The organism is Pseudomonas sp. Sample_10 (assembly GCF_004321495.1).
GTDB lineage: Bacteria > Pseudomonadota > Gammaproteobacteria > Pseudomonadales > Pseudomonadaceae > Aquipseudomonas.
In genome coordinates, this window is record NZ_RCOE01000222.1 from 19,467 (window position 1) to 42,346 (window position 22,880).

The 22,880-nt window shown below is 60.5% G+C and carries 18 protein-coding genes; 11 read left to right on the forward strand and 7 right to left on the reverse strand.

Translation table 11 applies throughout. The annotated features are described in order from the left end of the window. Nucleotides 1–207 precede the first annotated feature (207 nt). The 3 genes from leuA to xseA all read right to left on the reverse strand — a co-directional run bounded on the left by leuA (nucleotide 208) and on the right by xseA (nucleotide 4,560). A complete protein-coding gene (gene leuA / locus D8U18_RS22480) occupies nucleotides 208–1,887 on the reverse strand; it encodes a 2-isopropylmalate synthase (protein ID WP_056855172.1) in 1,680 nt (559 codons plus the stop codon). Nucleotides 1,888–2,355: 468 nt separating this feature from the next. Continuing rightward, nucleotides 2,356–3,177: a peptidoglycan DD-metalloendopeptidase family protein gene (locus D8U18_RS22485; protein WP_056855173.1), complete on the reverse strand. Its 822-nt coding sequence runs from the start codon at nucleotides 3,175–3,177 to the stop codon at nucleotides 2,356–2,358. Between the two features lie 3 nt (nucleotides 3,178–3,180). Further along, a complete protein-coding gene (gene xseA / locus D8U18_RS22490) occupies nucleotides 3,181–4,560 on the reverse strand; it encodes an exodeoxyribonuclease VII large subunit (RefSeq protein ID WP_056855174.1) in 1,380 nt (459 codons plus the stop codon). Between the two features lie 135 nt (nucleotides 4,561–4,695). Here xseA and D8U18_RS22495 point away from each other — a divergent pair, with 135 nt between their 5' ends. Further along, complete coding sequence (locus D8U18_RS22495) at nucleotides 4,696–5,463, forward strand: sulfite exporter TauE/SafE family protein (protein WP_131108434.1); 768 nt, start codon at nucleotides 4,696–4,698, stop codon at nucleotides 5,461–5,463. A gap of 107 nt (nucleotides 5,464–5,570) precedes the next feature. Here the strand turns inward: D8U18_RS22495 and D8U18_RS22500 are convergent, their stop codons facing one another. From D8U18_RS22500 to D8U18_RS22510, 3 genes are read right to left on the reverse strand one after another with little or no spacing between them, the layout of a single operon-like run. Next, the gene (locus tag D8U18_RS22500) at nucleotides 5,571–5,963 is read right to left on the reverse strand and encodes a DNA polymerase III subunit chi (protein ID WP_131108435.1); all 393 of its coding nucleotides are present in this window, start codon (nucleotides 5,961–5,963) and stop codon (nucleotides 5,571–5,573) included. Between the two features lie 8 nt (nucleotides 5,964–5,971). After that, nucleotides 5,972–6,400, reverse strand: a complete 429-nt coding sequence (locus D8U18_RS22505; protein WP_056855177.1) for a DNA polymerase III subunit chi — start codon at nucleotides 6,398–6,400, stop codon at nucleotides 5,972–5,974. Nucleotides 6,401–6,458: 58 nt separating this feature from the next. Then, on the reverse strand, nucleotides 6,459–7,949 hold the full coding sequence (locus D8U18_RS22510) for a leucyl aminopeptidase (RefSeq protein ID WP_131108437.1): 1,491 nt from the start codon (nucleotides 7,947–7,949) through the stop codon (nucleotides 6,459–6,461). 309 nt (nucleotides 7,950–8,258) lie between these two features. On the opposite strand from D8U18_RS22510, the gene lptF reads away from it, so the two are divergent. From lptF to pdxJ, 8 genes are all read left to right on the forward strand, one after another. After that, nucleotides 8,259–9,377: an LPS export ABC transporter permease LptF gene (gene lptF, locus D8U18_RS22515; RefSeq protein WP_056855179.1), complete on the forward strand. Its 1,119-nt coding sequence runs from the start codon at nucleotides 8,259–8,261 to the stop codon at nucleotides 9,375–9,377. Then, the gene (gene lptG / locus D8U18_RS22520) at nucleotides 9,370–10,431 is read left to right on the forward strand and encodes an LPS export ABC transporter permease LptG (protein WP_056855180.1); all 1,062 of its coding nucleotides are present in this window, start codon (nucleotides 9,370–9,372) and stop codon (nucleotides 10,429–10,431) included. Before lptF ends, lptG begins: the two co-directional genes overlap by 8 nt. 171 nt (nucleotides 10,432–10,602) lie before the next feature. Beyond that, entirely contained in the window at nucleotides 10,603–12,402 is a 1,800-nt protein-coding gene (gene lepA / locus D8U18_RS22525; RefSeq protein ID WP_056855181.1) for a translation elongation factor 4, read from the forward strand. A gap of 5 nt (nucleotides 12,403–12,407) precedes the next feature. After that, on the forward strand, nucleotides 12,408–13,262 hold the full coding sequence (gene lepB / locus D8U18_RS22530; RefSeq protein WP_056855182.1) for a signal peptidase I: 855 nt from the start codon (nucleotides 12,408–12,410) through the stop codon (nucleotides 13,260–13,262). Nucleotides 13,263–13,446: 184 nt separating this feature from the next. Further along, complete coding sequence (gene rnc, locus D8U18_RS22535) at nucleotides 13,447–14,136, forward strand: ribonuclease III (protein WP_018927089.1); 690 nt, start codon at nucleotides 13,447–13,449, stop codon at nucleotides 14,134–14,136. Beyond that, nucleotides 14,129–15,031 carry a GTPase Era gene (era, locus tag D8U18_RS22540; protein WP_008056597.1) on the forward strand — a complete coding sequence of 301 codons (903 nt, stop codon included), beginning with the start codon at nucleotides 14,129–14,131 and terminating at the stop codon, nucleotides 15,029–15,031. The genes rnc and era overlap by 8 nt, the downstream gene beginning before the upstream one ends. A 192-nt stretch (nucleotides 15,032–15,223) precedes the next feature. Continuing rightward, nucleotides 15,224–15,913, forward strand: a complete 690-nt coding sequence (gene recO, locus D8U18_RS22545; protein ID WP_130907866.1) for a DNA repair protein RecO — start codon at nucleotides 15,224–15,226, stop codon at nucleotides 15,911–15,913. A gap of 52 nt (nucleotides 15,914–15,965) precedes the next feature. Beyond that, a complete protein-coding gene (pdxJ, locus tag D8U18_RS22550) occupies nucleotides 15,966–16,712 on the forward strand; it encodes a pyridoxine 5'-phosphate synthase (RefSeq protein WP_130907865.1) in 747 nt (248 codons plus the stop codon). Nucleotides 16,713–16,838: 126 nt separating this feature from the next. Here the strand turns inward: pdxJ and mltF are convergent, their stop codons facing one another. After that, nucleotides 16,839–18,299 carry a membrane-bound lytic murein transglycosylase MltF gene (gene mltF / locus D8U18_RS22555; RefSeq protein ID WP_131108439.1) on the reverse strand — a complete coding sequence of 487 codons (1,461 nt, stop codon included), beginning with the start codon at nucleotides 18,297–18,299 and terminating at the stop codon, nucleotides 16,839–16,841. A 285-nt stretch (nucleotides 18,300–18,584) separates the two neighbouring features. Here mltF and purL point away from each other — a divergent pair, with 285 nt between their 5' ends. Together purL and D8U18_RS22565 are read left to right on the forward strand one after the other, a co-directional pair. Next, nucleotides 18,585–22,481 (forward strand): phosphoribosylformylglycinamidine synthase, encoded by a 3,897-nt coding sequence (gene purL, locus D8U18_RS22560; protein ID WP_131108441.1) that lies wholly within the window; start codon nucleotides 18,585–18,587, stop codon nucleotides 22,479–22,481. A gap of 5 nt (nucleotides 22,482–22,486) precedes the next feature. Beyond that, complete coding sequence (locus tag D8U18_RS22565) at nucleotides 22,487–22,798, forward strand: YqfO family protein (RefSeq protein WP_130905804.1); 312 nt, start codon at nucleotides 22,487–22,489, stop codon at nucleotides 22,796–22,798. Nucleotides 22,799–22,880: the final 82 nt, after the last annotated feature.

Genomic DNA, 22,880 nt, shown 5'->3' on the forward strand with positions numbered 1-22,880 from the left:
GATCAACAACCCCCGGTACCTTTCGATCGTACCCACGCTCCGCGTGGGAACGCAGTCCGGGACGCTCTGCGTCCCATCTCCGCAGCTGGAGCGCGAAGCGTCCCTTGAGGCATTCCCACGCAGAGCGGGGGAACGATCAACAAACAAGCAGACAAAAAAAGGCCCCGAAGGTTCACACCCCGGGGCCTTTTGCATTGCAGCGAAGGTTTACGCCGCTTTCGCTTCCGGCTGGCTCAGCGAACGGTTCAGCGCGCTGAACAGTGCCTTGAAGCTGGCGGTGGTGATGTTCTCATCGATACCCACGCCGTGCACTGCACGTTCACCGTTCACACGCAGTTCGATGTAGGCCGCCGCCTTGGCATTGGTGCCTGCGCCGATGGCGTGTTCGTTGTAGTCCATGATTTCCACAGGAATCGGCAGACCGGCCACCAACGCTTCCAGCGCGCCATTGCCCTTGCCGCGCCAGTGCAGGTTGGTTTCGCCCTGACCTTTGCTGGCCACTTCCACTTCGACGGCGCTGTTGCCGTTTTCCTCCTGCAGGCGATGGCTGACCAGCGCGTACGGGGTGTTGGCTTGCAGGTACTCGCTGTGCAGCAGGGCGTGGATCTGCTGGGCAGTCATTTCCAGGCCCAGACGGTCGGTTTCACGCTGCACCACCTGGCTGAACTCGATTTGCATGCGACGCGGCAGGCTGATGCCGTATTCCTGCTCCAGCAAGTAGGCGATGCCGCCCTTGCCCGACTGGCTGTTGACGCGAATCACCGCCTCGTAGCTGCGACCGATATCGGCCGGGTCGATCGGCAGGTATGGCACTTCCCACAATGCATCGGATTTCTGCTGGGCGAAGCCCTTGCGGATTGCATCCTGGTGCGAACCGGAGAACGCGGTGTGCACAAGGTCGCCAACGTACGGATGGCGCGGGTGCACCTGGATCTGGTTGCACTCTTCGACGACTTTGCGCACGCCATCGATGTCGGAGAAATCCAGTTGAGGGTCGAGACCCTGGGTGTACATGTTCAGGGCCACGGTCACGAGATCGACGTTACCGGTGCGCTCGCCGTTGCCGAACAGGCACCCTTCGACACGGTCGGCGCCAGCCATCAGGCCCAGTTCGGTGGCGGCTACGCCAGTACCACGGTCGTTGTGGGTGTGCAGGCTGATGATCACGCTGTCACGACGGTTGATGTGACGGCCGAACCATTCGATCTGGTCGGCATAGATGTTCGGGGTCGCGCATTCGACGGTGGCCGGCAGGTTGAGGATCATCTTGTGCTCAGGCGTCGGGTTCCAGACCTCGATCACCGCATCACAGACTTCCTTGGCGAACTCCAGCTCGGTAGCGCTGAAGGTTTCCGGGGAGTATTCGAATGTCCACTCGGTTTCAGGCTGCTGGGCGGCGTATTTGACGAACAGCTTGGCCGCGCTGACGGCGATTTCCTTGATCCCGTCCTTGTCCTGATTGAAGACGATGCGGCGGAAGGAAGGGGAGGTTGCGTTGTACAGGTGAACGATGGCTTTCTTCGCGCCACGCAGGGATTCGAACGTGCGCTCGATCAGGTCTTCACGGCCCTGGGTCAACACCTGGATGGTGGTGTCGTCCGGGATGTGGTTGCCTTCGATCAGGGTGCGGACGAAGTCGAAGTCGGTTTGCGAGGCGGCCGGGAACGACGCTTCGATTTCTTTCACACCGACCTGCACCAGGGTTTTCCAGAAGCGCAGCTTCTTGACGGCGTCCATCGGTTCGATCAGCGACTGGTTACCGTCACGCAGGTCGGAGCTGCACCAGATCGGCGCGCTGGTGATGGTCTTCGACGGCCAGGTGCGGTCCGGAATGTCGATGGTCGGGAACGCGCGGTATTTCGAAGACGGGTCTTTGAGCATGCTCATCGGGAAATCCTTATTGTGTGGGCCGAAAAAAGGCGGCCTGCCGGTGGATCAAAAGTTCTTGGGGTAACGCTTGGGACGAGGCGCCGCAATTCAGCCCGGCAGTCGCGCGCTGACGAGGCACAAACTGCGGTGCTGGCGGAGCTGAATGAGGGTGTGAGAGGTTTTCATGCCTTCAACCCTAACCTTGGGGGTGAAGGATGGCAAGCGGTCGAAAAAAATTGAGAGGAATCCTCGCTAGCGCATCTTTATCGAGATTATATTGCGTTGATTCGCGTTGTTCTTTTGCTTGTTTGCGCAAGGTTTGGTCGATGCGCAATCGCCTGTGGTGCTGAAAGCTCCTGTAGGAGCGAGCCCTGCTCGCGATGGACGTCATCGATAACGAGCCATGCCTGAATGGTCGCGGTGCCTAAGCGTTTTTCGCCAGCAGGCTGGCTCCTACAGGGATTGAGGCGTATCCGGCACAAATTACTAAGGCTGAAATGCCCCAATGAAAATCGCTGGATCCACCCGCGCATCATTCAGGCTGATATTCCAGTGCATGTGCGGCCCGGTCGCGCGGCCAGTCGCTCCGACTTTGCCGACCACTGCGCCGCGAGCCAGTTGCTGGCCGACCTTCACGTCGATCTTCGACATGTGACAGAACATGCTGATGAAGCCCTGACCGTGATCGACGAACACGGTGTTGCCGTTGAAGAAGTAATTGCCGAGCAAAATCACCTTGCCCGCCGCCGGGGTCTTGATCGGTGTGCCTGCGCCCACCGCGAAATCCAGGCCGGAATGGGGATTGCGTTCTTCACCGTTGAAGAAGCGGCGCACGCCGAACTTGCTCGACAGCGGGCCGTTGACCGGTTTATCCAGCAGCAGGTTGCTTGGGGTGTTCGGGCTGAAGGTGCGATAGGCGGCAATCTGCTCGGCGAGTTCACGCTCGATGCGCTTGAGATTCTCCGGGTCCGGATTGACCTGCTGGGTGTTTTTCAAGGTGATGCGCTGTTCCGGGTATTTCTTGTTGCCGACAGTGAATTTCAGGTCGCGACCGCCGCTGCTGATGGATTGGGCACCCGGCTTGACCGTCAACGGCACGCCAACGATGGCCAGCCAGTTGTTCTGCTCCTTGACCACCAACACCGGTTTGCCCTGATAGCTGGCTTTCGGTGCTTGTGCCGCAACTCCCAGGTCGACGACGGCCACGCCGCCTGGCACCGGTTTGTTCAACAGGCGCGTGATGTAGCTGTCGGCATGGGCATTGAAGGTCAGGCACAACAGCAGCAGCGAAGCAAAAAAACGCGGCATGGATCAGTCCAGTAGAGAAAGGGTGACGGGTGTCAGGTGATTGTCTTCGACCCGCACTTGCAGTTCACCTTCACCGAGCTTGGCCTTGAGGCGCTGACCCGTATGGGTTTGCTTGGCGCTGCGGATCGCGTTGCCGCGTTCGTCGAGCAAAATGCTGTAGCCGCGGCCGAGGGTCGCCAGAGGGCTGACCACGTGCAACGTCTGCATCTGGCTTTGTAACTGCAAGCGGCGGCTTTTCAGACCCTCGCGGATGGCGCGGGGCAGGCGTTCGGCAAGGCTGTCGAGGCGTTGGCGCAGCATCGCCAGTTGCCGGCCGGGATGTTGCCCGGCGAGGCGGGTTTCCAGGCGGATCAGTCGCTCGCGTCGGGTGTTGAGGCTGCGTTCAAACGCGCGACGCATGCGCATGTCCAGATCATCCAGGCGTTGCGCTTGCTGCCGCAGGCGTTCTCCCGGATGGCGCAGACGGCGAGAGATGCCTTCCAGGCGCAATCGATCACGCATCAGCCGGTCGCGCATGCGCATCACCAGTCGGCGATGCAGGCTTTCGACCCGGCGCACCAGGTCGCTGGAGTCCGGTGCCAGCAGTTCGGCGGCGGCGGATGGCGTCGGCGCTCGAACGTCGGCCACGAAGTCGCTGATCGAGACGTCGGTTTCATGGCCAACGGCGCTGACAATGGGCGTCACGCAGGCATCCACGGCGCGGGCCACGGCTTCTTCGTTAAAGCACCAGAGGTCTTCCAGCGAGCCACCGCCCCGGGCCAGGATCAACGCGTCGAAGCCACGGGCATCCGCCAGCTTCAGGGCGCGGACAATCTGTGCCGTCGCTTCGCGGCCCTGTACGGCGGTGGGAATCAGCGTCAGTTGCACTTGCGGCGCACGGCGGCGGAATACGCTGATGATGTCGCGGATCACCGCTCCGGTCGGCGAGCTGATAATGCCAATGCGTTGCGGATGCGCCGGCAATGGCACTTTACGTTCGGCACTGAACAAGCCTTCGGCGCTGAGTTTTTCCTTCAAGGCATCGAAGGCCAGGCGCAGCGCGCCGTCACCCGCTGGCTCCACGGTGTCGAGTATCAGCTGGTAATCGCCGCGTCCTTCGAACAACGAAACTTTGCCGCGCACCTTGACCGCCAGGCCGTCCTTCAACGCTTGGCGCACTCGCGCGGCGTTCTGCCGGAACAGCGCGCAACGCACTTGGGCGCCGCTGTCCTTGAGGGTGAAGTAGACGTGGCCGGAGGCAGGACGGGCGAGGTTGGAGATTTCGCCTTCGACCCAGATGTTGCTGAACACATCTTCGAGCAACACCCGCGCGCGGCCGTTGAGCTGGCTGACGGTCAGGACTTCACGGTCCAGGCCGAGTCTTGCAAAGGGATCTTTAATCATGGGGCGCAGTTTAAAGGCATTTGGTGGGCAATCTCCATGATCCGGCATAAATCCGTTGTGGAAGGTTTTTTTGTGGCAGCGAGTTGGCTCGCACAGGGTTAAAGTCGTCAGCGGTAATCAAGGATGACAAGGGGAATGAGCGTGGTTGAGTTGTTGACCCAATGGCCATTCGGCGCCATGGACTGGTTGATCATCGGCGCGGGCATCGCCCTGGCCTACATCGTATTCGGCATCGCCGGCTTCGGTACCGCGCTGGTCGCCGGGCCGATTCTGATTCTGTTCATGCCATTGTCGAAAATCGTGCCGCTGTTGGTGTTGCTGGATTTTGTCGCGGCGTTCGGCAACCTGTTGCCCTCGCGACGGGATGTGGCGAAACCGGAGTTGCTGCGATTGCTGCCGTGCATGGCGCTGGGCTGCACCCTCGGGGTGATTTTTCTGCTGAACCTGAAATCCGATCTGTTGCTGCTGCTGATGGGGGTGTTCATCAGCGCCTACGCGGTCTACAGCCTGTGGATAAAAGTCCGACCGGCACAATTGTCCGCCGCGTGGGCGGTGCCCATGGGGACAGTGGGCGGGATGTTCGGCGCGTTGTTTGGCAGTGGCGGTTTCTTGTATGCGATCTACCTGAACAGTCGGCTGCCCAAGGATGAGGCGAGGGCGACGCAAAGCGCGCTGATCAGTTGCAGCACCGTGGTGCGCTTGAGTCTGTTTGCGGTCGCAGGCGTGTATGCCGAACTGCCATTGCTGGTGTTGGCGCTGTGCCTGCTACCGGCAATGGCGCTGGGGTTGTGGATTGGCCGACGGCTGACCAAGCGCTTGTCCCGCGAGGCGTTCGTGCGGTTGGTGACCTGGTTGGTGCTGGCCAGCGGGATTGCCTTGATCGGGCGTTACCTCAGCACCTGATGCGCAGCGCTCTTGTAGGAGCATGGCTTGCCCGCGATAGCGATCTCACGGACGCCATCGCGGGCAAGCCTTGCTCCTACAGGAAAGCAACATGTGTCAGCTCAGTATCAATCGTTGTACTGGCTTAGCAACCGCTCAAGCCGCGCGTTAAGGCGTCGTTTGATTTCGGTTTCGATGTGCGGTGCGAAGTCGTCGATCACGTCTTGCATGATCAGTTGCGCGGCGGCGCGCAGTTCGCTGTCGAGGTACAGCAGCGCGTCGCCGTTCTTCTCGGCACTTGGCGCTGGTTGAGCGGCGGGCCTGGGGGGAGGTGTCGGTGCGATGGTCGGCGCAGGTTCGCTGACGGTGTCGAACAACATTGGGATCTGTTCCTGGTCACCGTCCTCGACCGTGTCGGTCAACAGCGGTGGTTGCAGGTTGTCATCGCCGAGCAATTGGCGGATCGACTCAAGGTCGTCCAGCAGATGCGCGGACTTTTGCAGCGGTTTTGGAGTGTCCATCGGAATGCTCAGAGTCGCTGTAAACGGTGATCTTGCAGAGGATAGCCCTGTTCGCGGTAGAAACGGAAACTCTCCCGCGCGGCCGCTTTGATCGTCGGATCTTCAACCACCACTTCCGCCACGCGGGCGAAGCGCTGGGCAAAGGCCGGGACTTTCAGGTCGAGGTTGACCAGCAGGTCCTGATGCTGACCGCAGTCGTCACCCAGACCCAGGACAATCAAACCGTCCGATTCACTTTCAGCAGGGCCGTGGGGCACAAAGCTTTCGCCCTTGAAAGCCCACAGGCGTGCATCGAGATCATCACGCTGGGCGGCGTCGCTGCAATGCAGGTAGACGCGGTGGCCCATGCGCCAGGCTTTTTCGGTGAGCTTGCAGGCGAAGTCCAGGCGTGCCGAAGGATCGGCACTGGGCAGGATGTAAAAGTCGACTTTGGTCATTGCGGTTCCTGAGCCTGGGCGGCGTCAGCCGAAGCGACGCCGCCCAGGTTCATTGGTTTCAGGCTTTGGCGCGATCCAGCAGGTATTGGGTCAGCAGTGGAACCGGGCGGCCAGTGGCGCCCTTGTCCTTGCCGCCGCTGGTCCAGGCTGTGCCGGCGATGTCCAGGTGTGCCCAGTTGAGGTTCTTGGTGAAGCGCGACAGGAAGCAGGCCGCGGTGATGGTGCCGGCTTTCGGGCCGCCAATGTTGGCGATGTCGGCAAACGGGCTGTCCAGTTGTTCCTGGTATTCATCGAACAGCGGCAGTTGCCAGGCGCGGTCGTCGGCAGCCTGGCCGGCGCTCAGCAGTTGGCCGATCAATTCGTCGTTGTTGCCCAGCAGGCCCGAGGTATGGGAGCCCAGGGCAACCACGCAGGCGCCGGTCAGGGTGGCGATGTCGATCACCGCTTGCGGCTTGAAACGCTCGGAGTAGGTCAGGGCATCGCACAGCACCAGACGGCCTTCGGCGTCGGTGTTGAGGATTTCCACGGTCTGGCCGCTCATGGTGGTGACGATGTCGCCCGGACGCGACGCGTTGCCGCTCGGCATGTTCTCGGCGCACGCCAGGATGCACACCAGGTTGATCGGCAGCTTCAGTTCGAGCACGGCACGCAGGGTGCCGAACACGCTGGCGGCGCCGCCCATGTCGTACTTCATTTCATCCATGCCGGCACCTGGCTTGAGGCTGATGCCGCCGGTGTCGAAGGTGATGCCTTTACCGACCAGCGCATATGGCTTCTCGGATTTCTTGCCGCCGTTGTATTGCATGACGATCAGGCGTGGCGGCTGGGCGCTGCCCTGGCCTACGGCGTAGAACGAACCCATGCCCAGGGCCTTGATCTTCTTCTCGTCGAGGACTTCGACTTTCAGATCCTTGAATTCCTTGCCGAGGTTTTTCGCCTGCTCGCCGAGGAAGGTCGGGTGGCAGATGTTCGGTGGCAGGTTGCCCAGGTTACGGGTGAAGGCCATGCCGTTGGCGATTGCGGTGGCGTGGGTCACGGCGCGCTGGACTTCAGCCAGGGCGGCCTTGATGGTCAGCAGGGTGATTCTCTTCAGGGCACGCGGTTCGGCTTTCTGGCTCTTGAACTGATCGAACTGATATTCGCCGTCCACCAGGGTTTCGGCCAGCAGACGGGTCTTGCCGTAGCTGTCGCGGCCCTTGACCACAACTTCGTCCAGGGCCAGCACGGCGTCGCTGCCGCCCAGGCTTTTGAGGGTGTTGAGGATGCCGGCGATGGTTTTGCGGAACGGACGGTCGCCCAGCTCTTCATCCTTGCCCACGCCCACCAGCAGCACGCGTTCGGCTTTGAGGTTCGGCAGGCTGTGCAGCAACAGGCTTTGGCCAACTTTGCCGGCCAGGTCGCCGCGCTTCAGAACGGCGCTGATGGCGCCACCGCTGAGTTCGTCGAGTTGTTTGGCGACGGCGCCGAGCTTGCGGCCTTCGCTGACGGCAACCACCAGGGTGGCGGTCTTCAACGTTTCCGGGTTAACGCTTTTTACAACCAGTTCCATGTCCGGGTCCCTGAATTTGATAGTCAACACGCAAGCGCTCGACAAGTGTGTATGTCGCTCGCCTATAAATAGAAAGGCGCCGGTCGTGACCGGCGACGAAGGCCGCAGTTTGAACCTCGCTACCGGCGCCTGACAACCCTCGGTTGTACGATCTTCAGCGCTTTGACAGCCTGCTCGCGCGGTGCGAAGTGACAGGCGCGATCAATCACAGGATAATGCGCCATCTTTTTTTCGGCGGCTCTGCATTAGAGCTGTCTGATATGTTTGCTTGTTTGGCCGCCTTAGCCTGACAACCCTGGAGTGTCTGGTTTGATCGTCTTCCGTTATCTATCCCGCGAAGTCCTGTTGACCTTGAGCGCCGTCAGCGCCGTGCTGCTGGTCATCATCATGAGTGGACGCTTCATCAAATACCTCGCCCAAGCCGCTTCGGGTCAACTGGATCCGGGGTCGCTGTTCCTGATCATGGGCTTTCGCCTGCCGGGCTTCCTCCAACTGATCCTGCCATTGGGTCTGTTCCTCGGGATTCTGCTCTCATACGGTCGCCTGTACCTCGAGAGTGAGATGACCGTGCTTTCGGCCACCGGCATGAGTCAGCAGCGCCTGTTCCGCATGACCCTGTTTCCAGCCACGCTGGTGGCGCTGGTCGTGGCATGGTTGAGCCTGAGCCTGGCGCCACAGGGTGCCAATCAGTTTCAACTGTTGCTCAACAAGCAGGACGCCCTGACCGAGTTCGATACCCTGGAGCCGGGCCGTTTCCAGGCGCTGCGTGACGGCACCCGGGTGACCTACACCGAACAGTTGTCGGATGACCGCATCAACTTGGGCGGCGTCTTCATTTCGCAGAAAAACATCAGTTCCGACAAGAAGGATCGCGGGATCTCCGTGCTGGTGGCTGAGAAGGGCCGCCAGGAAATTCGCCCCGACGGGAACCGTTACCTGATTCTCGACAATGGCTATCGCTACGACGGTAACCCCGGGCAGGCCGATTACCGGGCGATCAAGTACGACGAGTACGGTGTGTTGCTGCCCAAGCCGGATGTCAGTGACGAAGTGACCGACCGCGACGCGATGACCACCACCTCGTTGCTCGGCAGTGACGACATTCGCTCCCGTACCGAACTGCAATGGCGTCTGTCCCTGCCATTGCTGGTGTTTATCGTGACCTTGATGGCGGTGCCGTTGTCGCGGGTCAATCCGCGCCAGGGTCGTTTCCTCAAGTTGTTGCCGGCGATTCTTCTGTATATGGCTTACCTGACCATCCTGATTGCCGCTCGCGGCGCGCTCGAAAAGGGCAAGATTCCACCTGCGCTGGGCTTGTGGTGGGTGCACGGGATATTCCTGGCCATCGGCCTGGGCCTGCTTTATTGGGAGCCTCTGCGCTTGAAGATGGCGAGTCGCCGCAGCGCGCTGGAGGTGGCCCGTGGTTAAGCTCGATCGCTACATCGGTAGCAGCGTATTCATGGCGATCCTTGCGGTATTGGGGATCATTCTTGGCCTGGCAACCCTGTTTGCGTTCATTGACGAGATGAGCGACGTCAGCGATACCTACACCCTGGTCGACGTGCTCAGCTATGTGTTGCTGACGGCGCCGCGGCGTCTGTATGACATGTTGCCGATGGCGGCACTGATCGGCTGCCTGATCGGTCTCGGCAGCCTGGCCAGCAACAGTGAACTGACCATCATGCGCGCGGCTGGCGTATCGATCGGGCGGATCGTTTGGGCGGTCATGAAGCCGATGCTGGTGCTGATGCTGGTAGGGCTGCTGATTGGCGAGTACGTCGCGCCGGCAACCGAAAGCACCGCTCAGGCCAACCGTTCGCTGGCTCAGGGCAGTGGCGATGCGCAGAGTGCCAAGCATGGGCTGTGGCACCGTCAGGGTGACGAGTTCATTCACGTCAACTCCGTGCAGCCCAACGGCTTGCTGTATGGCGTGACCCGCTATCGCTTCGATGATCAGCGCCACATGCTGTCTTCCAGCTTCGCCAAGCGTGCGGAGTTCGACAAGGATCACTGGCAGCTGAGCGACGTCACCACCACGCTGTTCCACGAAAAGAGCACGGAAGTGGTCAGTACGCCGGTCGAGCGCTGGGATGTGGCGTTGAGCCCGCAGCTGCTGAGCACCGTGGTCATGGCGCCCGACTCGCTGTCGATCACCGGCCTGTGGGGTTACATCCACTATCTGGCGGACCAGGGCCTGAACAATGGTCGCTACTGGCTGGCATTTTGGGTCAAGGTGTTGCAGCCGCTGGTCACCGCCGCCCTGGTATTGATGGCCATCTCTTTCATCTTCGGCCCATTGCGCTCGGTGACCCTCGGTCAGCGAGTGTTCACCGGTGTACTGGTGGGGTTCACCTTCCGCATCGCCCAGGATTTGCTGGGGCCTTCGAGCCTGGTGTTCGGTTTCTCGCCGCTGTTTGCGGTGCTGGTGCCGGCCAGTGTCTGTGCCCTGGCCGGGCTCTGGCTGTTGCGTCGCGCCGGTTGATGGCAGCCTCTTGCTGATCTCGCTGATGATAAAAAACGCCCCTGTCGCAAGACCGGGGCGTTTTTGTACAGGCCGTCCGGCCTGCAAACGTGACGCTTGCACCGGGGATCAGGTACAATTCCCGGCTATTTTTCGGCGGGCTATGCCTGCAGCCTTTTTGAGTGTTGATCCGTGAGTGATTTGAGTCATATCCGCAATTTCTCCATCATCGCCCACATTGACCATGGCAAGTCGACGCTGGCCGATCGCTTCATCCAGATGTGCGGCGGCCTGGCCGAGCGTGAAATGGAAGCCCAGGTACTGGATTCCATGGATCTTGAGCGTGAGCGCGGGATCACCATCAAGGCCCACAGCGTTACTCTGTATTACAAAGCCCGCGATGGCATCACCTATCAGCTGAACTTCATTGATACCCCGGGCCACGTTGACTTCACCTACGAAGTCAGCCGCTCGCTGGCCGCTTGTGAAGGCGCACTGCTGGTGGTCGATGCCGGTCAAGGCGTTGAAGCGCAGTCGGTTGCCAACTGCTACACGGCCATCGAACAGGGCCTGGAAGTGATGCCGGTGCTGAACAAGATCGACCTGCCACAGGCCGATCCGGACCGTGTCAAAGAAGAAATCGAAAAAATCATCGGCATTGATGCCACCGACGCGGTCACTTGCTCTGCCAAGACCGGTCTGGGCGTCGATGAAGTGCTTGAGCGTCTGGTCACCACCATTCCTGCGCCGACCGGCAACATCGAAGATCCGCTGCAAGCGTTGATCATCGATTCCTGGTTCGACAACTACCTGGGCGTTGTCTCCCTGGTGCGTGTGCGTCACGGCCGGGTGAAGAAGGGCGACAAGATTCTGGTCAAGTCCACCGGCAAGATCCACCTGGTGGACAGCGTCGGCGTATTCAACCCGAAACACACCGCTACCGTTGACCTGAAGGCCGGCGAAGTAGGCTTCATCATCGCCGGCATCAAGGACATTCACGGCGCGCCAGTGGGCGATACCCTGACCTTGAGCTCGACGCCGGACGTCGACGTACTGCCAGGTTTCAAGCGCATCCAGCCGCAGGTCTACGCCGGTCTGTTCCCGGTCAGCTCCGACGACTTCGAAGATTTCCGCGAAGCGCTGCAAAAGCTCACCCTGAACGACTCGTCGCTGCAATACACCCCGGAAAGCTCCGACGCCCTGGGCTTCGGCTTCCGTTGTGGCTTCCTCGGCATGCTGCACATGGAGATCATCCAGGAGCGCCTGGAGCGCGAGTACGACCTGGACCTGATCACCACCGCACCGACAGTAATCTTCGAGCTGCTGCTCAAGACCGGTGAGACGATCTACGTCGATAACCCGTCGAAACTGCCGGACTTGTCTTCGATCGAAGACATGCGCGAGCCGATCGTGCGTGCCAACATTCTTGTGCCGCAAGAGCACCTGGGTAACGTCATTACCCTGTGCATCGAAAAACGCGGCGTGCAGGTCGACATGCTGTTCCTCGGCACCCAGGTTCAAGTGACCTACGACCTGCCGATGAACGAAGTGGTGCTGGACTTCTTCGATCGCCTGAAATCCACCAGCCGCGGCTATGCTTCGCTGGATTATCATTTCGATCGTTACCAATCGGCTAGTCTGGTGAAACTGGACGTGCTGATCAACGGCGACAAGGTCGATGCCCTGGCGTTGATCGTGCACCGTGACAATGCGCACTACAAAGGTCGCCAGTTGACCGAGAAGATGAAAGAACTGATTCCGCGGCAGATGTTCGACGTGGCAATCCAGGCCGCCATTGGCGGGCAGATTGTGGCGCGGACAACCGTCAAGGCGCTCAGAAAGAACGTATTGGCCAAATGCTACGGTGGTGACGTCAGCCGTAAGAAAAAGCTGCTGGAAAAGCAAAAGGCCGGTAAAAAACGCATGAAGCAGGTCGGTAACGTGGAAATTCCACAAGAAGCCTTCCTTGCCGTGCTCAGGTTGGATAGTTAGGTCCTATGTCACTAAATTTCCCGCTGTTGCTGGTCATCGCCGTGTTCGTCTGCGGCCTGTTGGCGTTGCTTGATCTGTTGATCCTGGCGCCGCGTCGGCGTGCCGCCATTGCCTCCTATCAGGGCAGCGTCAGCCAGCCGGACAGGGTGGTTGTCGAAAAGCTGAACAAAGAACCGCTGCTGGTTGAATACGGCAAGTCGTTCTTCCCGGTGTTGTTCATCGTGCTGGTGCTGCGTTCGTTCCTGGTGGAACCGTTCCAGATTCCTTCCGGTTCGATGAAGCCGACCCTGGACGTTGGCGACTTCATTCTGGTGAGCAAGTTTTCCTATGGGATCCGCCTGCCGGTGATCGACAAGAAAATCATCGAAGTCGGCGAGCCGCAGCGCGGCGATGTGATGGTGTTCCGCTACCCGAGCGATCCGAACGTCAACTACATCAAGCGTGTAGTGGGCCTGCCGGGGGATGTAGTGCGTTACACCGCCGACAAGCGCTTGTTCGTCAACGGCCAGTCGATTGCCGAGCAACTGGTCGGCTCCGAGCCGGGCACGCTGGGCAGTGCCGAGCTCTACAAGGAAAAACTCGGCATCGCCGAGCACCTGATCCGCAAGGAAATGAGCCGCTACCGCGCCGCACCGGATCGTTCCTGGACGGTGCCTGCCGGGCACTACTTCATGATGGGCGACAACCGCGACAACTCGAACGACAGTCGCTACTGGGATGATCCGAGCATTCCCAAGGATCTGCTGGGCATGGTTCCCGACAAGAACATTGTCGGCAAGGCCTTTGCAGTCTGGATGAGCTGGCCGGAACCCAAACTCAGTCACCTGCCGAATTTCTCGCGGGTTGGCCTGATCAAGTAATCAAACACGGCGCTGTTGAACACAGCGCCGAATGCATTTCTGGAACCGGCACAATCGGCGCCAGATGCATGAAGCCAATGATATTCAGGACGTTATTTTTGAACACAGCGTTAATTGTCCCAGGCCTGCGCCAAATCCCGGCGATGGCGGTGGAATCCAACCACGAACTCAGCGTGGGTAAACCGTGAGCGTCTCCTTAAGCCGTCTCGAGCGTCAGCTCGGCTACACCTTCAAGGATCAGGAACTGATGGTCCTGGCCCTGACTCATCGCAGCTTTGCCGGGCGCAACAATGAGCGCCTGGAATTCCTCGGTGATGCCATCCTCAATTTCGTTGCAGGCGAAGCGCTGTTCGATCGCTTCCCGCTGGCCCGCGAAGGCCAATTGTCGCGTTTGCGCGCGCGTTTGGTGAAAGGTGAGACCCTGGCCGTACTGGCCCGTGGTTTCGATCTGGGCGAGTACCTGCGCCTGGGTTCCGGCGAGCTGAAGAGCGGCGGATTCCGTCGCGAATCGATTCTGGCCGATGCCCTGGAAGCACTGATCGGTGCGATCTATCTGGATGCCGGCATGGAAGTGGCGCGTGAGCGCGTGCTGGCCTGGCTGGCTGGAGAGTTCGAAGGCCTGACGCTGGTCGACACCAACAAAGACCCGAAAACCCGCCTGCAGGAGTTCCTGCAGTCCCGTGGTTGCGAACTGCCGCGTTACGAAGTGGTGGATATCCAGGGTGAACCGCATTGCCGGACGTTCTTCGTCGAATGCGAAATCATCTTACTGAATGAAAAAAGCCGAGGTCAGGGTGTGAGTCGTCGTATTGCCGAACAGGTAGCGGCCGCCGCAGCACTGATTGCCCTGGGTGTGGAGAATGGCAATGACTGATACAAACGCAACTCGCTGTGGCTATGTTGCCATCGTCGGCCGTCCCAACGTGGGCAAGTCCACGCTGCTGAACCACATCCTGGGTCAGAAGCTGGCGATCACTTCGCGCAAGCCGCAAACCACCCGCCACAACATGCTCGGCATCAAGACCGAAGGTGATGTGCAAGCGATCTACGTCGACACCCCGGGCATGCACAAGGGTGGCGAGAAGGCTCTGAACCGCTACATGAACAAGACCGCTTCGGCGGCGTTGAAAGATGTCGACGTGGTGATCTTCGTGGTCGACCGCACCAAGTGGACCGACGAAGACCAGATGGTCCTCGAGCGCGTGCAGTACGTCACCGGCCCGCTGATCGTGGCGCTGAACAAGACCGACCGAATCGAAGACAAGGCCGAGCTGATGCCGCACCTGTCCTGGTTGCAGGAACAGCTGCCGAACGCACAGATCATTCCGATTTCCGCCCAGCACGGTCATAACCTTGATGCCCTGGAGCGCGTGATCGCCGATCACCTGCCGGAAAACGATCACTTCTTCCCGGAAGATCAGATCACCGACCGCAGCAGCCGCTTCCTCGCCGCCGAACTGGTACGCGAGAAAATCATGCGCCAGATGGGCGCCGAGCTGCCGTACCAGATCACCGTCGAAATCGAAGAGTTCAAGCAGCAGGGCAAGACTCTGCACATCCATGCCTTGATCCTCGTCGAACGTGACGGCCAGAAGAAAATCATCATTGGCGACAAGGGCGAGCGCATCAAGCGTATCGGCACCGAGGCGCGCAAGGACATGGAGCTGTTGTTCGACTCCAAGATCATGCTCAACCTGTGGGTCAAGGTGAAGGGTGGTTGGTCCGATGACGAGCGCGCTTTGCGTTCGCTGGGTTACGGCGACTTGTAAATCAACACGGATCGACTGTGGGAGCGGGGCCTCTGTGGCGAGGGGCCTCGCTCCCGCTCGGCTGCGAAGCAGTCGTAATCCCTGCCATTGTGTTTTCCCTGAAACACTGAGGTGCACGGTTTTGGGGCCGCTTCGCAACCCAGCGGCAGCAAGCTCCCTCGCCACAGTGGATCTCCAGAGTTTCGAAAACTGATGTCAAGCAGCCCGCCTCCCGCCCAACCCGCCTACGTCTTGCACTCCCGCGCCTACCGCGAAAGCAGCGCGTTGGTCGACTTCCTCACGCCGCAAGGTCGGTTGCGGGCGGTGTTGCGCAGTGCGCGGGGCAAGGCCGGGACATTGGCGCGGCCGTTCGTGCCGCTGGAAGTCGAGTTCCGGGGCAGGGGCGAGCTGAAGAATGTCGGGCGCATGGAGAGTGCCGGTGTTTCCACCTGGCTCAATGGTGAAGCGCTGTTCAGCGGCCTTTATCTCAATGAATTGCTGATTCGTCTGCTGCCCGCCGAAGACCCGCATCCCGGCGTTTTCGATCACTATGCCGCGACCTTGCTGGCCCTGGCCGAAGGCCGTCCGCTGGAGCCGTTGCTGCGTTCGTTCGAATGGCGCTTGCTTGATGATCTCGGTTACGGTTTCTCGTTGAGCACGGACATCCATGGCGAGCCCATCGCTTCGGACGGCCTCTATCGGCTGCAAGTGGATGCCGGGCTGGAACGGGTCTACCTGCTGCAACCGGGGTTGTTCAATGGCGCTGAACTGCTGGCCATGGCCGAGGCCGACTGGAGTGCGCCGGGTGCTTTATCCGCAGCCAAACGCCTGATGCGCCAGGCGCTGGCCGTGCATCTGGGCGGGCGACCACTGGTTTCCCGCGAGTTGTTTCGAAAGCCGTAAATTCCCCGTGTATGCTGTGCACCGAACTTTCTCTTCTTCTGGAGCGCTTTCCGTGACCACCAGCACCCGCATTCTTCTTGGCGTGAACATCGACCACGTTGCCACCTTGCGTCAGGCCCGGGGCACTCGCTACCCCGACCCGGTCAAGGCGGCACTGGATGCGGAAGAGGCGGGCGCCGATGGCATCACCGTGCATCTGCGCGAAGACCGTCGGCACATCCAGGAGCGCGACGTGCTGCTGCTCAAGGACGTGCTGCAAACCCGCATGAACTTCGAGATGGGCGTCACCGAAGAGATGATGCAGTTCGCCGAGCGTATCCGCCCGGCGCACATTTGCCTGGTGCCGGAAACCCGTCAGGAGCTGACCACCGAAGGCGGTCTGGACGTAGCGGGGCAGGAGGAGCGGATCAAGGCGGCCGTTGAGCGTCTGTCGAAGATCGGCGCTGAAGTGTCGCTGTTCATCGATGCCGACGAGCGCCAGATCGAAGCCTCGCGCCGCGTTGGCGCCCCGGCGATCGAATTGCACACCGGGCGTTATGCCGATGCCGAGACGCCGACCGAAGTGGCTGAAGAGCTCAAGCGTGTGGCCGATGGCGTGGCGTTTGGCCTGGCCCAGGGGCTGATCGTCAACGCCGGCCATGGCCTGCATTACCACAACGTCGAAGCCGTGGCGGCGATCAAGGGCATCAACGAGCTGAACATCGGCCATGCGCTGGTGGCCCATGCGTTGTTCGTCGGCTTCAAATCGGCGGTGTCGGAGATGAAGGCGCTGATTCTGGCGGCTGCTGCCAAGGCATAGGCCTTACGCCGCTCGTTCCCACGCTCTGCGTGGGAATGCTGACCTTGACGCTCTGCGTCAGCTCTTGAAGCGGAACGCGGAGCGTCCCTGGCGGCATTCCCACGCGGAGCATGGGAACGATCAAATTCAGAGTGGGGCTGGCTCTTGGGCCGGTTTGGACTTGTCGATCCCCGGCACGAGCAGTTTGCCTTCGGCGACCTGATCGCCTTCAAGCTGCGGCTGCGTGACCCAGGTCAGGATGTCGTAGTAGCGACGGATGTTCGCCACGAAATGCACCGGCTCGCCGCCACGGGCGTAGCCGTAACGGGTCTTGCTGTACCACTTCTTTTCCGACAGGCGCGGCAGGATTTTCTTCACGTCCAGCCATTTGTCCGGGTTCAACCCTTCCTTGGCCGCCAGTTTGCGGGCGTCATCGAGATGACCACTGCCAACGTTGTAGGCCGCAAGGGCAAACCAGGTGCGGTCCGGTTCCTGGATCGAGTCGTCCAGTTGCTCCTTCATGTAAGCCAGGTATTTGGCGCCGCCCATGATGCTCTGCTTCGGATCGAGGCGGTTCGACACGCCCATGGCCTGAGCGGTGTTCTGGGTCAGCATCATCAGGCCACGTACGCCGGTCTTGGACGTAACGGCCGGTTGCCACAGGGATTCCTGATATCCGACCGCTGCCAGCAGGCGCCAGTCGACTTTCTCGATTTTGGCATAGGCCTTGAAGTGCTTTTCGTACTTGGGCAAACGTTGCTGCAAATGCTGGGCGAAGGTGGTGGCGCCCATGTAGCCGAGCACGTCGACGTGTCCGTAGTAACGGTCCTTCAGGCGTTGCAGGGTGCCGTTTTTCTGAACCTTGTCCAGATAGTCGTTGATTTCGTTGAGCAGGCTGTTGTCATCGCCTGGCGCGACAGCCCAGCTTTGGTTGCTGGCGTCACCCAGGTCGAAGGCGACCCGGATATTGGTGAAATACACCTGGTTCATCGCCACTTCGTTGGAGTCGACCAGGGTCAAGTCGATCTGGCCTTCGTCGACCATGCGCAACAGATCGACTACTTCTACCTGGTCGGACTCTTCGTATTCGATGCCGGGAAATTTCTTTTTCAGCTCGGCCAATTGCCCGGCGTGGGTGCTGCCCTTGAGCACCATGATTTTCTTGCCCACCAGGTCCTTGGCATCAGTAGGTCGCGACTGGCCGTTGCGATAAATGACCTGCGGGGTGACTTCCAGATAGGAGTGGGAGAAGCGCACCTGTTTCTTGCGCTCTTCGCTGCTGACCAGTCCGGCCGCCGCCAACACCGGGCCATTGGGCTTGCCCACCTGGTTGAACAGGTCGTCGAGGTTGTCGGCGGTCTCGATCTTCAATTCGACCCCCAGATCGTCGGCGAAGCGCTTCACCAGCTCGTATTCGAAGCCGGTTTCACCGTTGCGATCCTGAAAGTAGGTGGCGGGACTGTTACGGGTAACCACCCGCAGCACGCCATCCTCCTTTACGCGCTCCAGCGTGTTGGGTTTATCAACACAGCCACCGAGCACCAGGAAGAGTCCGGTTGCGATCAGCCATTTGGCGTACCGCGGACGCAAAGCCGTTGGGGAAAACATCTGCGCAGTATACGCAAAGGACCACGGACGCCATATCTCGACAGCGAAGGGCTTGTCTGCTAGAGATCACAAAACCGGCCGAAACCCCGCAGGAATGGGACTTGTGTGCTTTTTGTTACAGTAAAAATAAGCGCTCGTCTCACCGCGGATTAACCTGACTTTCGAGGCAGAAACACAGATCGATACTCGAGTGCAACCGTGCGTAGCGTTTCGGGTGATGTCGCGGGCTGTTTAGGCTAGAATGCACGGCCTCAAAGCACACCCCTTCCCGAGGCTGTCCCGAAGATGTTGATCCTGCGCGGCGCTCCTGCCCTTTCTGCCTTTCGCCACAGCAAACTCCTTGAGCAACTGAGCCAGAAGGTTCCGGCTGTCAGCGGCCTGTATGCTGAATTCGCTCACTTCGCCGAAGTTACCGGCGTCCTGACCGGCGACGAACAGCAGGTGCTCGCGCGCCTTCTGAAGTACGGTCCAAGCGTTCCGGTCCAGGAGCCGACCGGTCGTCTGTTCCTGGTGCTGCCGCGTTTCGGCACCATCTCGCCGTGGTCGAGCAAGGCCAGCGACATTGCTCGCAATTGCGGCCTGACCAAGATCCAGCGCCTGGAGCGCGGCATTGCGTTCTACGTTGCCGGCCAGTTCAGCGATGCTGAGGCGCAACTGATTGCTGACGCTCTGCACGACCGCATGACCCAGATCGTCCTGGGCAACCTTGAGCAAGCCGCCGGCCTGTTCAGCCATGCCGAGCCAAAGCCGCTGACCGCGATCGACGTGTTGGGTGGCGGCCGTGCCGCGCTGGAACAAGCCAACACCGAGCTGGGCCTGGCCCTGGCTGAAGACGAGATCGATTACCTGGTCAACGCCTTCGTCGGCTTGAAACGCAACCCCCACGACATCGAATTGATGATGTTCGCCCAGGCGAACTCCGAGCATTGCCGTCACAAGATCTTCAACGCCAGTTGGGACATCGACGGCGAGAGCCAGGAAAAAAGCCTGTTCGGCATGATCAAGAACACCTACGTGATGCACAGCGAAGGCGTTCTGTCGGCTTACAAGGACAACGCTTCGGTGATCGTCGGCTCCGTGGCCGGGCGTTTCTTCCCGGACCCTGAAACCCGCCAGTACGGCGCGGTGCAGGAACCGGTGCACATCCTGATGAAAGTCGAGACCCACAACCACCCGACCGCGATTGCCCCGTTCCCGGGCGCATCCACCGGTTCCGGTGGCGAGATCCGTGACGAAGGTGCAACCGGTCGCGGCGCCAAGCCAAAGGCCGGCCTGACCGGTTTCACCGTCTCCAACCTGCAGATCCCTGGCTTCGAACAGCCGTGGGAAGTGCCGTACGGCAAGCCCGAGCGCATCGTTACCGCGCTGGACATCATGATCGAAGGCCCGCTGGGCGGCGCTGCGTTCAACAACGAATTCGGTCGTCCGGCCCTGACTGGCTACTTCCGTACCTTCGAACAATCGATCACCACCCCGCACGGTGATGAAGTTCGCGGTTACCACAAGCCGATCATGCTCGCAGGCGGCATGGGCAACATCCGTGAAGAGCACGTCAAGAAAGGCGAGATCGTCGTCGGCTCCAAGCTGATCGTGCTTGGCGGCCCGGCGATGTTGATCGGCCTGGGTGGCGGCGCCGCTTCCTCCATGGCCACCGGCACCAGTTCGGCAGACCTGGACTTCGCTTCCGTACAGCGTGAAAACCCTGAGATGGAGCGTCGCTGCCAGGAAGTCATCGACCGTTGCTGGCAACTGGGCGACAAAAACCCGATCAGCTTCATCCACGACGTGGGTGCGGGCGGTCTGTCCAACGCCTTCCCGGAACTGGTCAACGACGGCGACCGCGGTGGCCGTTTTGAACTGCGCAACATTCCAAACGACGAGCCGGGCATGGCCCCGCACGAAATCTGGTCCAACGAATCCCAGGAACGCTACGTTCTGGCGGTCGGCCCGGCTGATTTCGAGCGCTTCAAGGCGATCTGCGAACGTGAGCGTTGCCCGTTCGCCGTGGTCGGCGAAGCGACCGCCGAACCGCAACTGACGGTCACCGACAGCCACTTCGGCAACAGCCCGGTGGACATGCCTCTGGAAGTGCTGCTGGGCAAAGCCCCGCGCATGCACCGTTCCGTAGTACGTGAAAACGAGCTGGGCGACGATTTCGATCCGTCGACCCTCGACATCGCCAATTGCGTCGAGCGCGTCCTGCATCACCCGGCCGTCGCGAGCAAGAGCTTCCTGATCACCATCGGCGACCGCACCATCACCGGCCTCGTGGCCCGTGACCAAATGGTCGGCCCGTGGCAGGTCCCGGTGGCCGACGTGGCCGTCACCGCCACCAGCTTCGACGTCTACACCGGTGAAGCGATGGCCATGGGCGAGCGTACTCCGCTGGCTCTGCTGGACGCTCCGGCGTCGGGCCGCATGGCCATCGGCGAAACCCTGACCAACATCGCGGCCTCGCGCATCGGCAAGATCTCCGACATCAAACTGTCGGCGAACTGGATGTCGGCGGCCGGTCACCCGGGTGAAGACGCGCGTCTGTACGACACCGTGAAAGCGGTCGGCATGGAGCTGTGCCCTGAGCTGGGCATCACCATTCCGGTGGGCAAGGACTCGATGTCCATGGCCACCCGCTGGAACGATGAAGGCGTCGACAAATCCGTCACTTCGCCAATGTCGCTGATCGTTACCGGTTTCGCGCCAGTGACTGACATCCGCCAGACCCTGACCCCGCAACTGCGCATGGACAAGGGCACCACCGACCTGATCCTGATCGACCTCGGCCGAGGCCAGAACCGCATGGGCGCTTCGATTCTCGCCCAGGTGCATGGCAAGCTCGGCAAGCAGGCTCCAGACGTCGATGATGCCGAAGACCTGAAAGCCTTCTTCGCGGTGATCCAGGGCCTCAATGCCGACGGTCACCTGCTGGCTTACCACGACCGTTCCGACGGTGGTCTGCTGACCAGCGTCGTGGAAATGGCGTTCGCCGGTCACTGCGGCCTGAGCCTGAACCTCGACGGCCTGGCGGAAACCTCCGCCGACATCGCTGCGATCCTGTTCAACGAAGAGCTGGGCGCGGTGATTCAGGTTCGCCAGGACGCTACCCCGGATATCCTCGCGCAGTTCAGCGCTGCCGGGCTGGGGGATTGCGTGTCGGTGATCGGTCAGCCGATCAACAACGGCCAGATCAACATCACCTTCAACGGTGACACCGTGTTCGAAGGCCAGCGTCGTCTGTTGCAACGCCAGTGGGCCGAAACCAGCTACCAGATCCAGCGCCTGCGTGACAACGCCGACTGCGCCGATCAGGAATTCGACGTGCTGCTGGAAGAAGACAACCCGGGCCTGAGCGTCAAGCTCAGCTACGACGTCAACCAGGACATCGCCGCGCCTTACATCAAGAAAGGCATCCGCCCACAGGTTGCCGTGCTGCGTGAGCAGGGCGTCAACGGTCAGGTGGAAATGGCGGCGGCGTTCGACCGTGCCGGTTTCAACGCGATCGACGTGCACATGAGTGACATTCTGGCCGGCCGTGTCGACCTGAACGAGTTCAAGGGCCTGGTCGCTTGCGGCGGCTTCTCCTACGGTGACGTATTGGGTGCCGGTGAAGGCTGGGCGAAATCGGCGCTGTTCAACAGCCGTGCCCGCGATGCGTTCCAGGGTTTCTTCGAGCGTAACGACAGCTTCACCCTCGGCGTGTGCAACGGTTGCCAGATGATGTCCAACCTGCACGAGCTGATCCCGGGCAGCGAGTTCTGGCCGCACTTCGTGCGTAACCGTTCCGAGCAGTTCGAAGCCCGTGTGGCGATGGTGCAGATCCAGGAATCGAACTCGATCTTCCTGCAGGGCATGGCCGGTTCGCGCATGCCGATCGCCATCGCTCACGGTGAAGGTCACGCCGAGTTCGCCAGCGAAGAAGCATTGCTGGAAGCCGATCTGTCCGGTTGCGTGGCGATGCGTTTCGTCGACAACCACGGCAAGGTCACCGAAACCTATCCGGCCAACCCGAACGGTTCGCCGCGCGGGATCACCGGTTTGACCAGCCGCGACGGTCGCGTAACGATCATGATGCCGCACCCGGAGCGTGTGTTCCGTGCCGTGCAGAACTCGTGGCGTTCGGAAGACTGGAACGAAGACGCACCTTGGATGCGCATGTTCCGTAATGCTCGCGTTTGGGTGAACTAAGCGCTGTGTACAAGCTCTGCTTTTTTGTTCCTGACAGTCATGTCGAAGTGGTCAAAAGCGCCGTATTCGCCGCTGGTGGCGGACGGATCGGTGCTTACGATCACTGCGCCTGGCAGGTGTTGGGCCAAGGCCAGTTTCGTCCATTGGACGGCAGCCAGCCGTTCATTGGCGAAGCGGGGCAGGTCGAACGGGTGGAGGAATGGAAAGTTGAGCTGGTGGTGGCCGATGAGTTGATTCGCCCGGTAGTGGCGGCTCTGAAACACAGCCATCCCTACGAGACGCCGGCTTACGAGGTGTGGCGGTTGGAGGATTTTTGATTCTCCTGCTGCTCAAATGAAAAACCCGCTGAAAGTGATTTCAGCGGGTTTTTTTATTGCTCAGGATGATCGTTCCCACGCT

Excerpts from the sequence above, each read along its gene's own strand:
- D8U18_RS22505 (WP_056855177.1), bottom strand. The coding sequence starts at position 6,400 with ATGACCAAAGTCGACTTTTACATCCTGCCCAGTGCCGATCCTTCGGCA.
- D8U18_RS22485 (WP_056855173.1), bottom strand. The coding sequence starts at position 3,177 with ATGCCGCGTTTTTTTGCTTCGCTGCTGCTGTTGTGCCTGACCTTCAAT.
- xseA (WP_056855174.1), bottom strand. The coding sequence starts at position 4,560 with ATGATTAAAGATCCCTTTGCAAGACTCGGCCTGGACCGTGAAGTCCTG.
- mltF (WP_131108439.1), bottom strand. The coding sequence starts at position 18,299 with ATGTTTTCCCCAACGGCTTTGCGTCCGCGGTACGCCAAATGGCTGATC.
- D8U18_RS22500 (WP_131108435.1), bottom strand. The coding sequence starts at position 5,963 with ATGGACACTCCAAAACCGCTGCAAAAGTCCGCGCATCTGCTGGACGAC.
- leuA (WP_056855172.1), bottom strand. The coding sequence starts at position 1,887 with ATGAGCATGCTCAAAGACCCGTCTTCGAAATACCGCGCGTTCCCGACC.
- recO (WP_130907866.1), top strand. The coding sequence starts at position 15,224 with ATGTCAAGCAGCCCGCCTCCCGCCCAACCCGCCTACGTCTTGCACTCC.
- D8U18_RS22495 (WP_131108434.1), top strand. The coding sequence starts at position 4,696 with ATGAGCGTGGTTGAGTTGTTGACCCAATGGCCATTCGGCGCCATGGAC.
- D8U18_RS22510 (WP_131108437.1), bottom strand. The coding sequence starts at position 7,949 with ATGGAACTGGTTGTAAAAAGCGTTAACCCGGAAACGTTGAAGACCGCC.
- era (WP_008056597.1), top strand. The coding sequence starts at position 14,129 with ATGACTGATACAAACGCAACTCGCTGTGGCTATGTTGCCATCGTCGGC.
- lepB (WP_056855182.1), top strand. The coding sequence starts at position 12,408 with ATGTCACTAAATTTCCCGCTGTTGCTGGTCATCGCCGTGTTCGTCTGC.
- purL (WP_131108441.1), top strand. The coding sequence starts at position 18,585 with ATGTTGATCCTGCGCGGCGCTCCTGCCCTTTCTGCCTTTCGCCACAGC.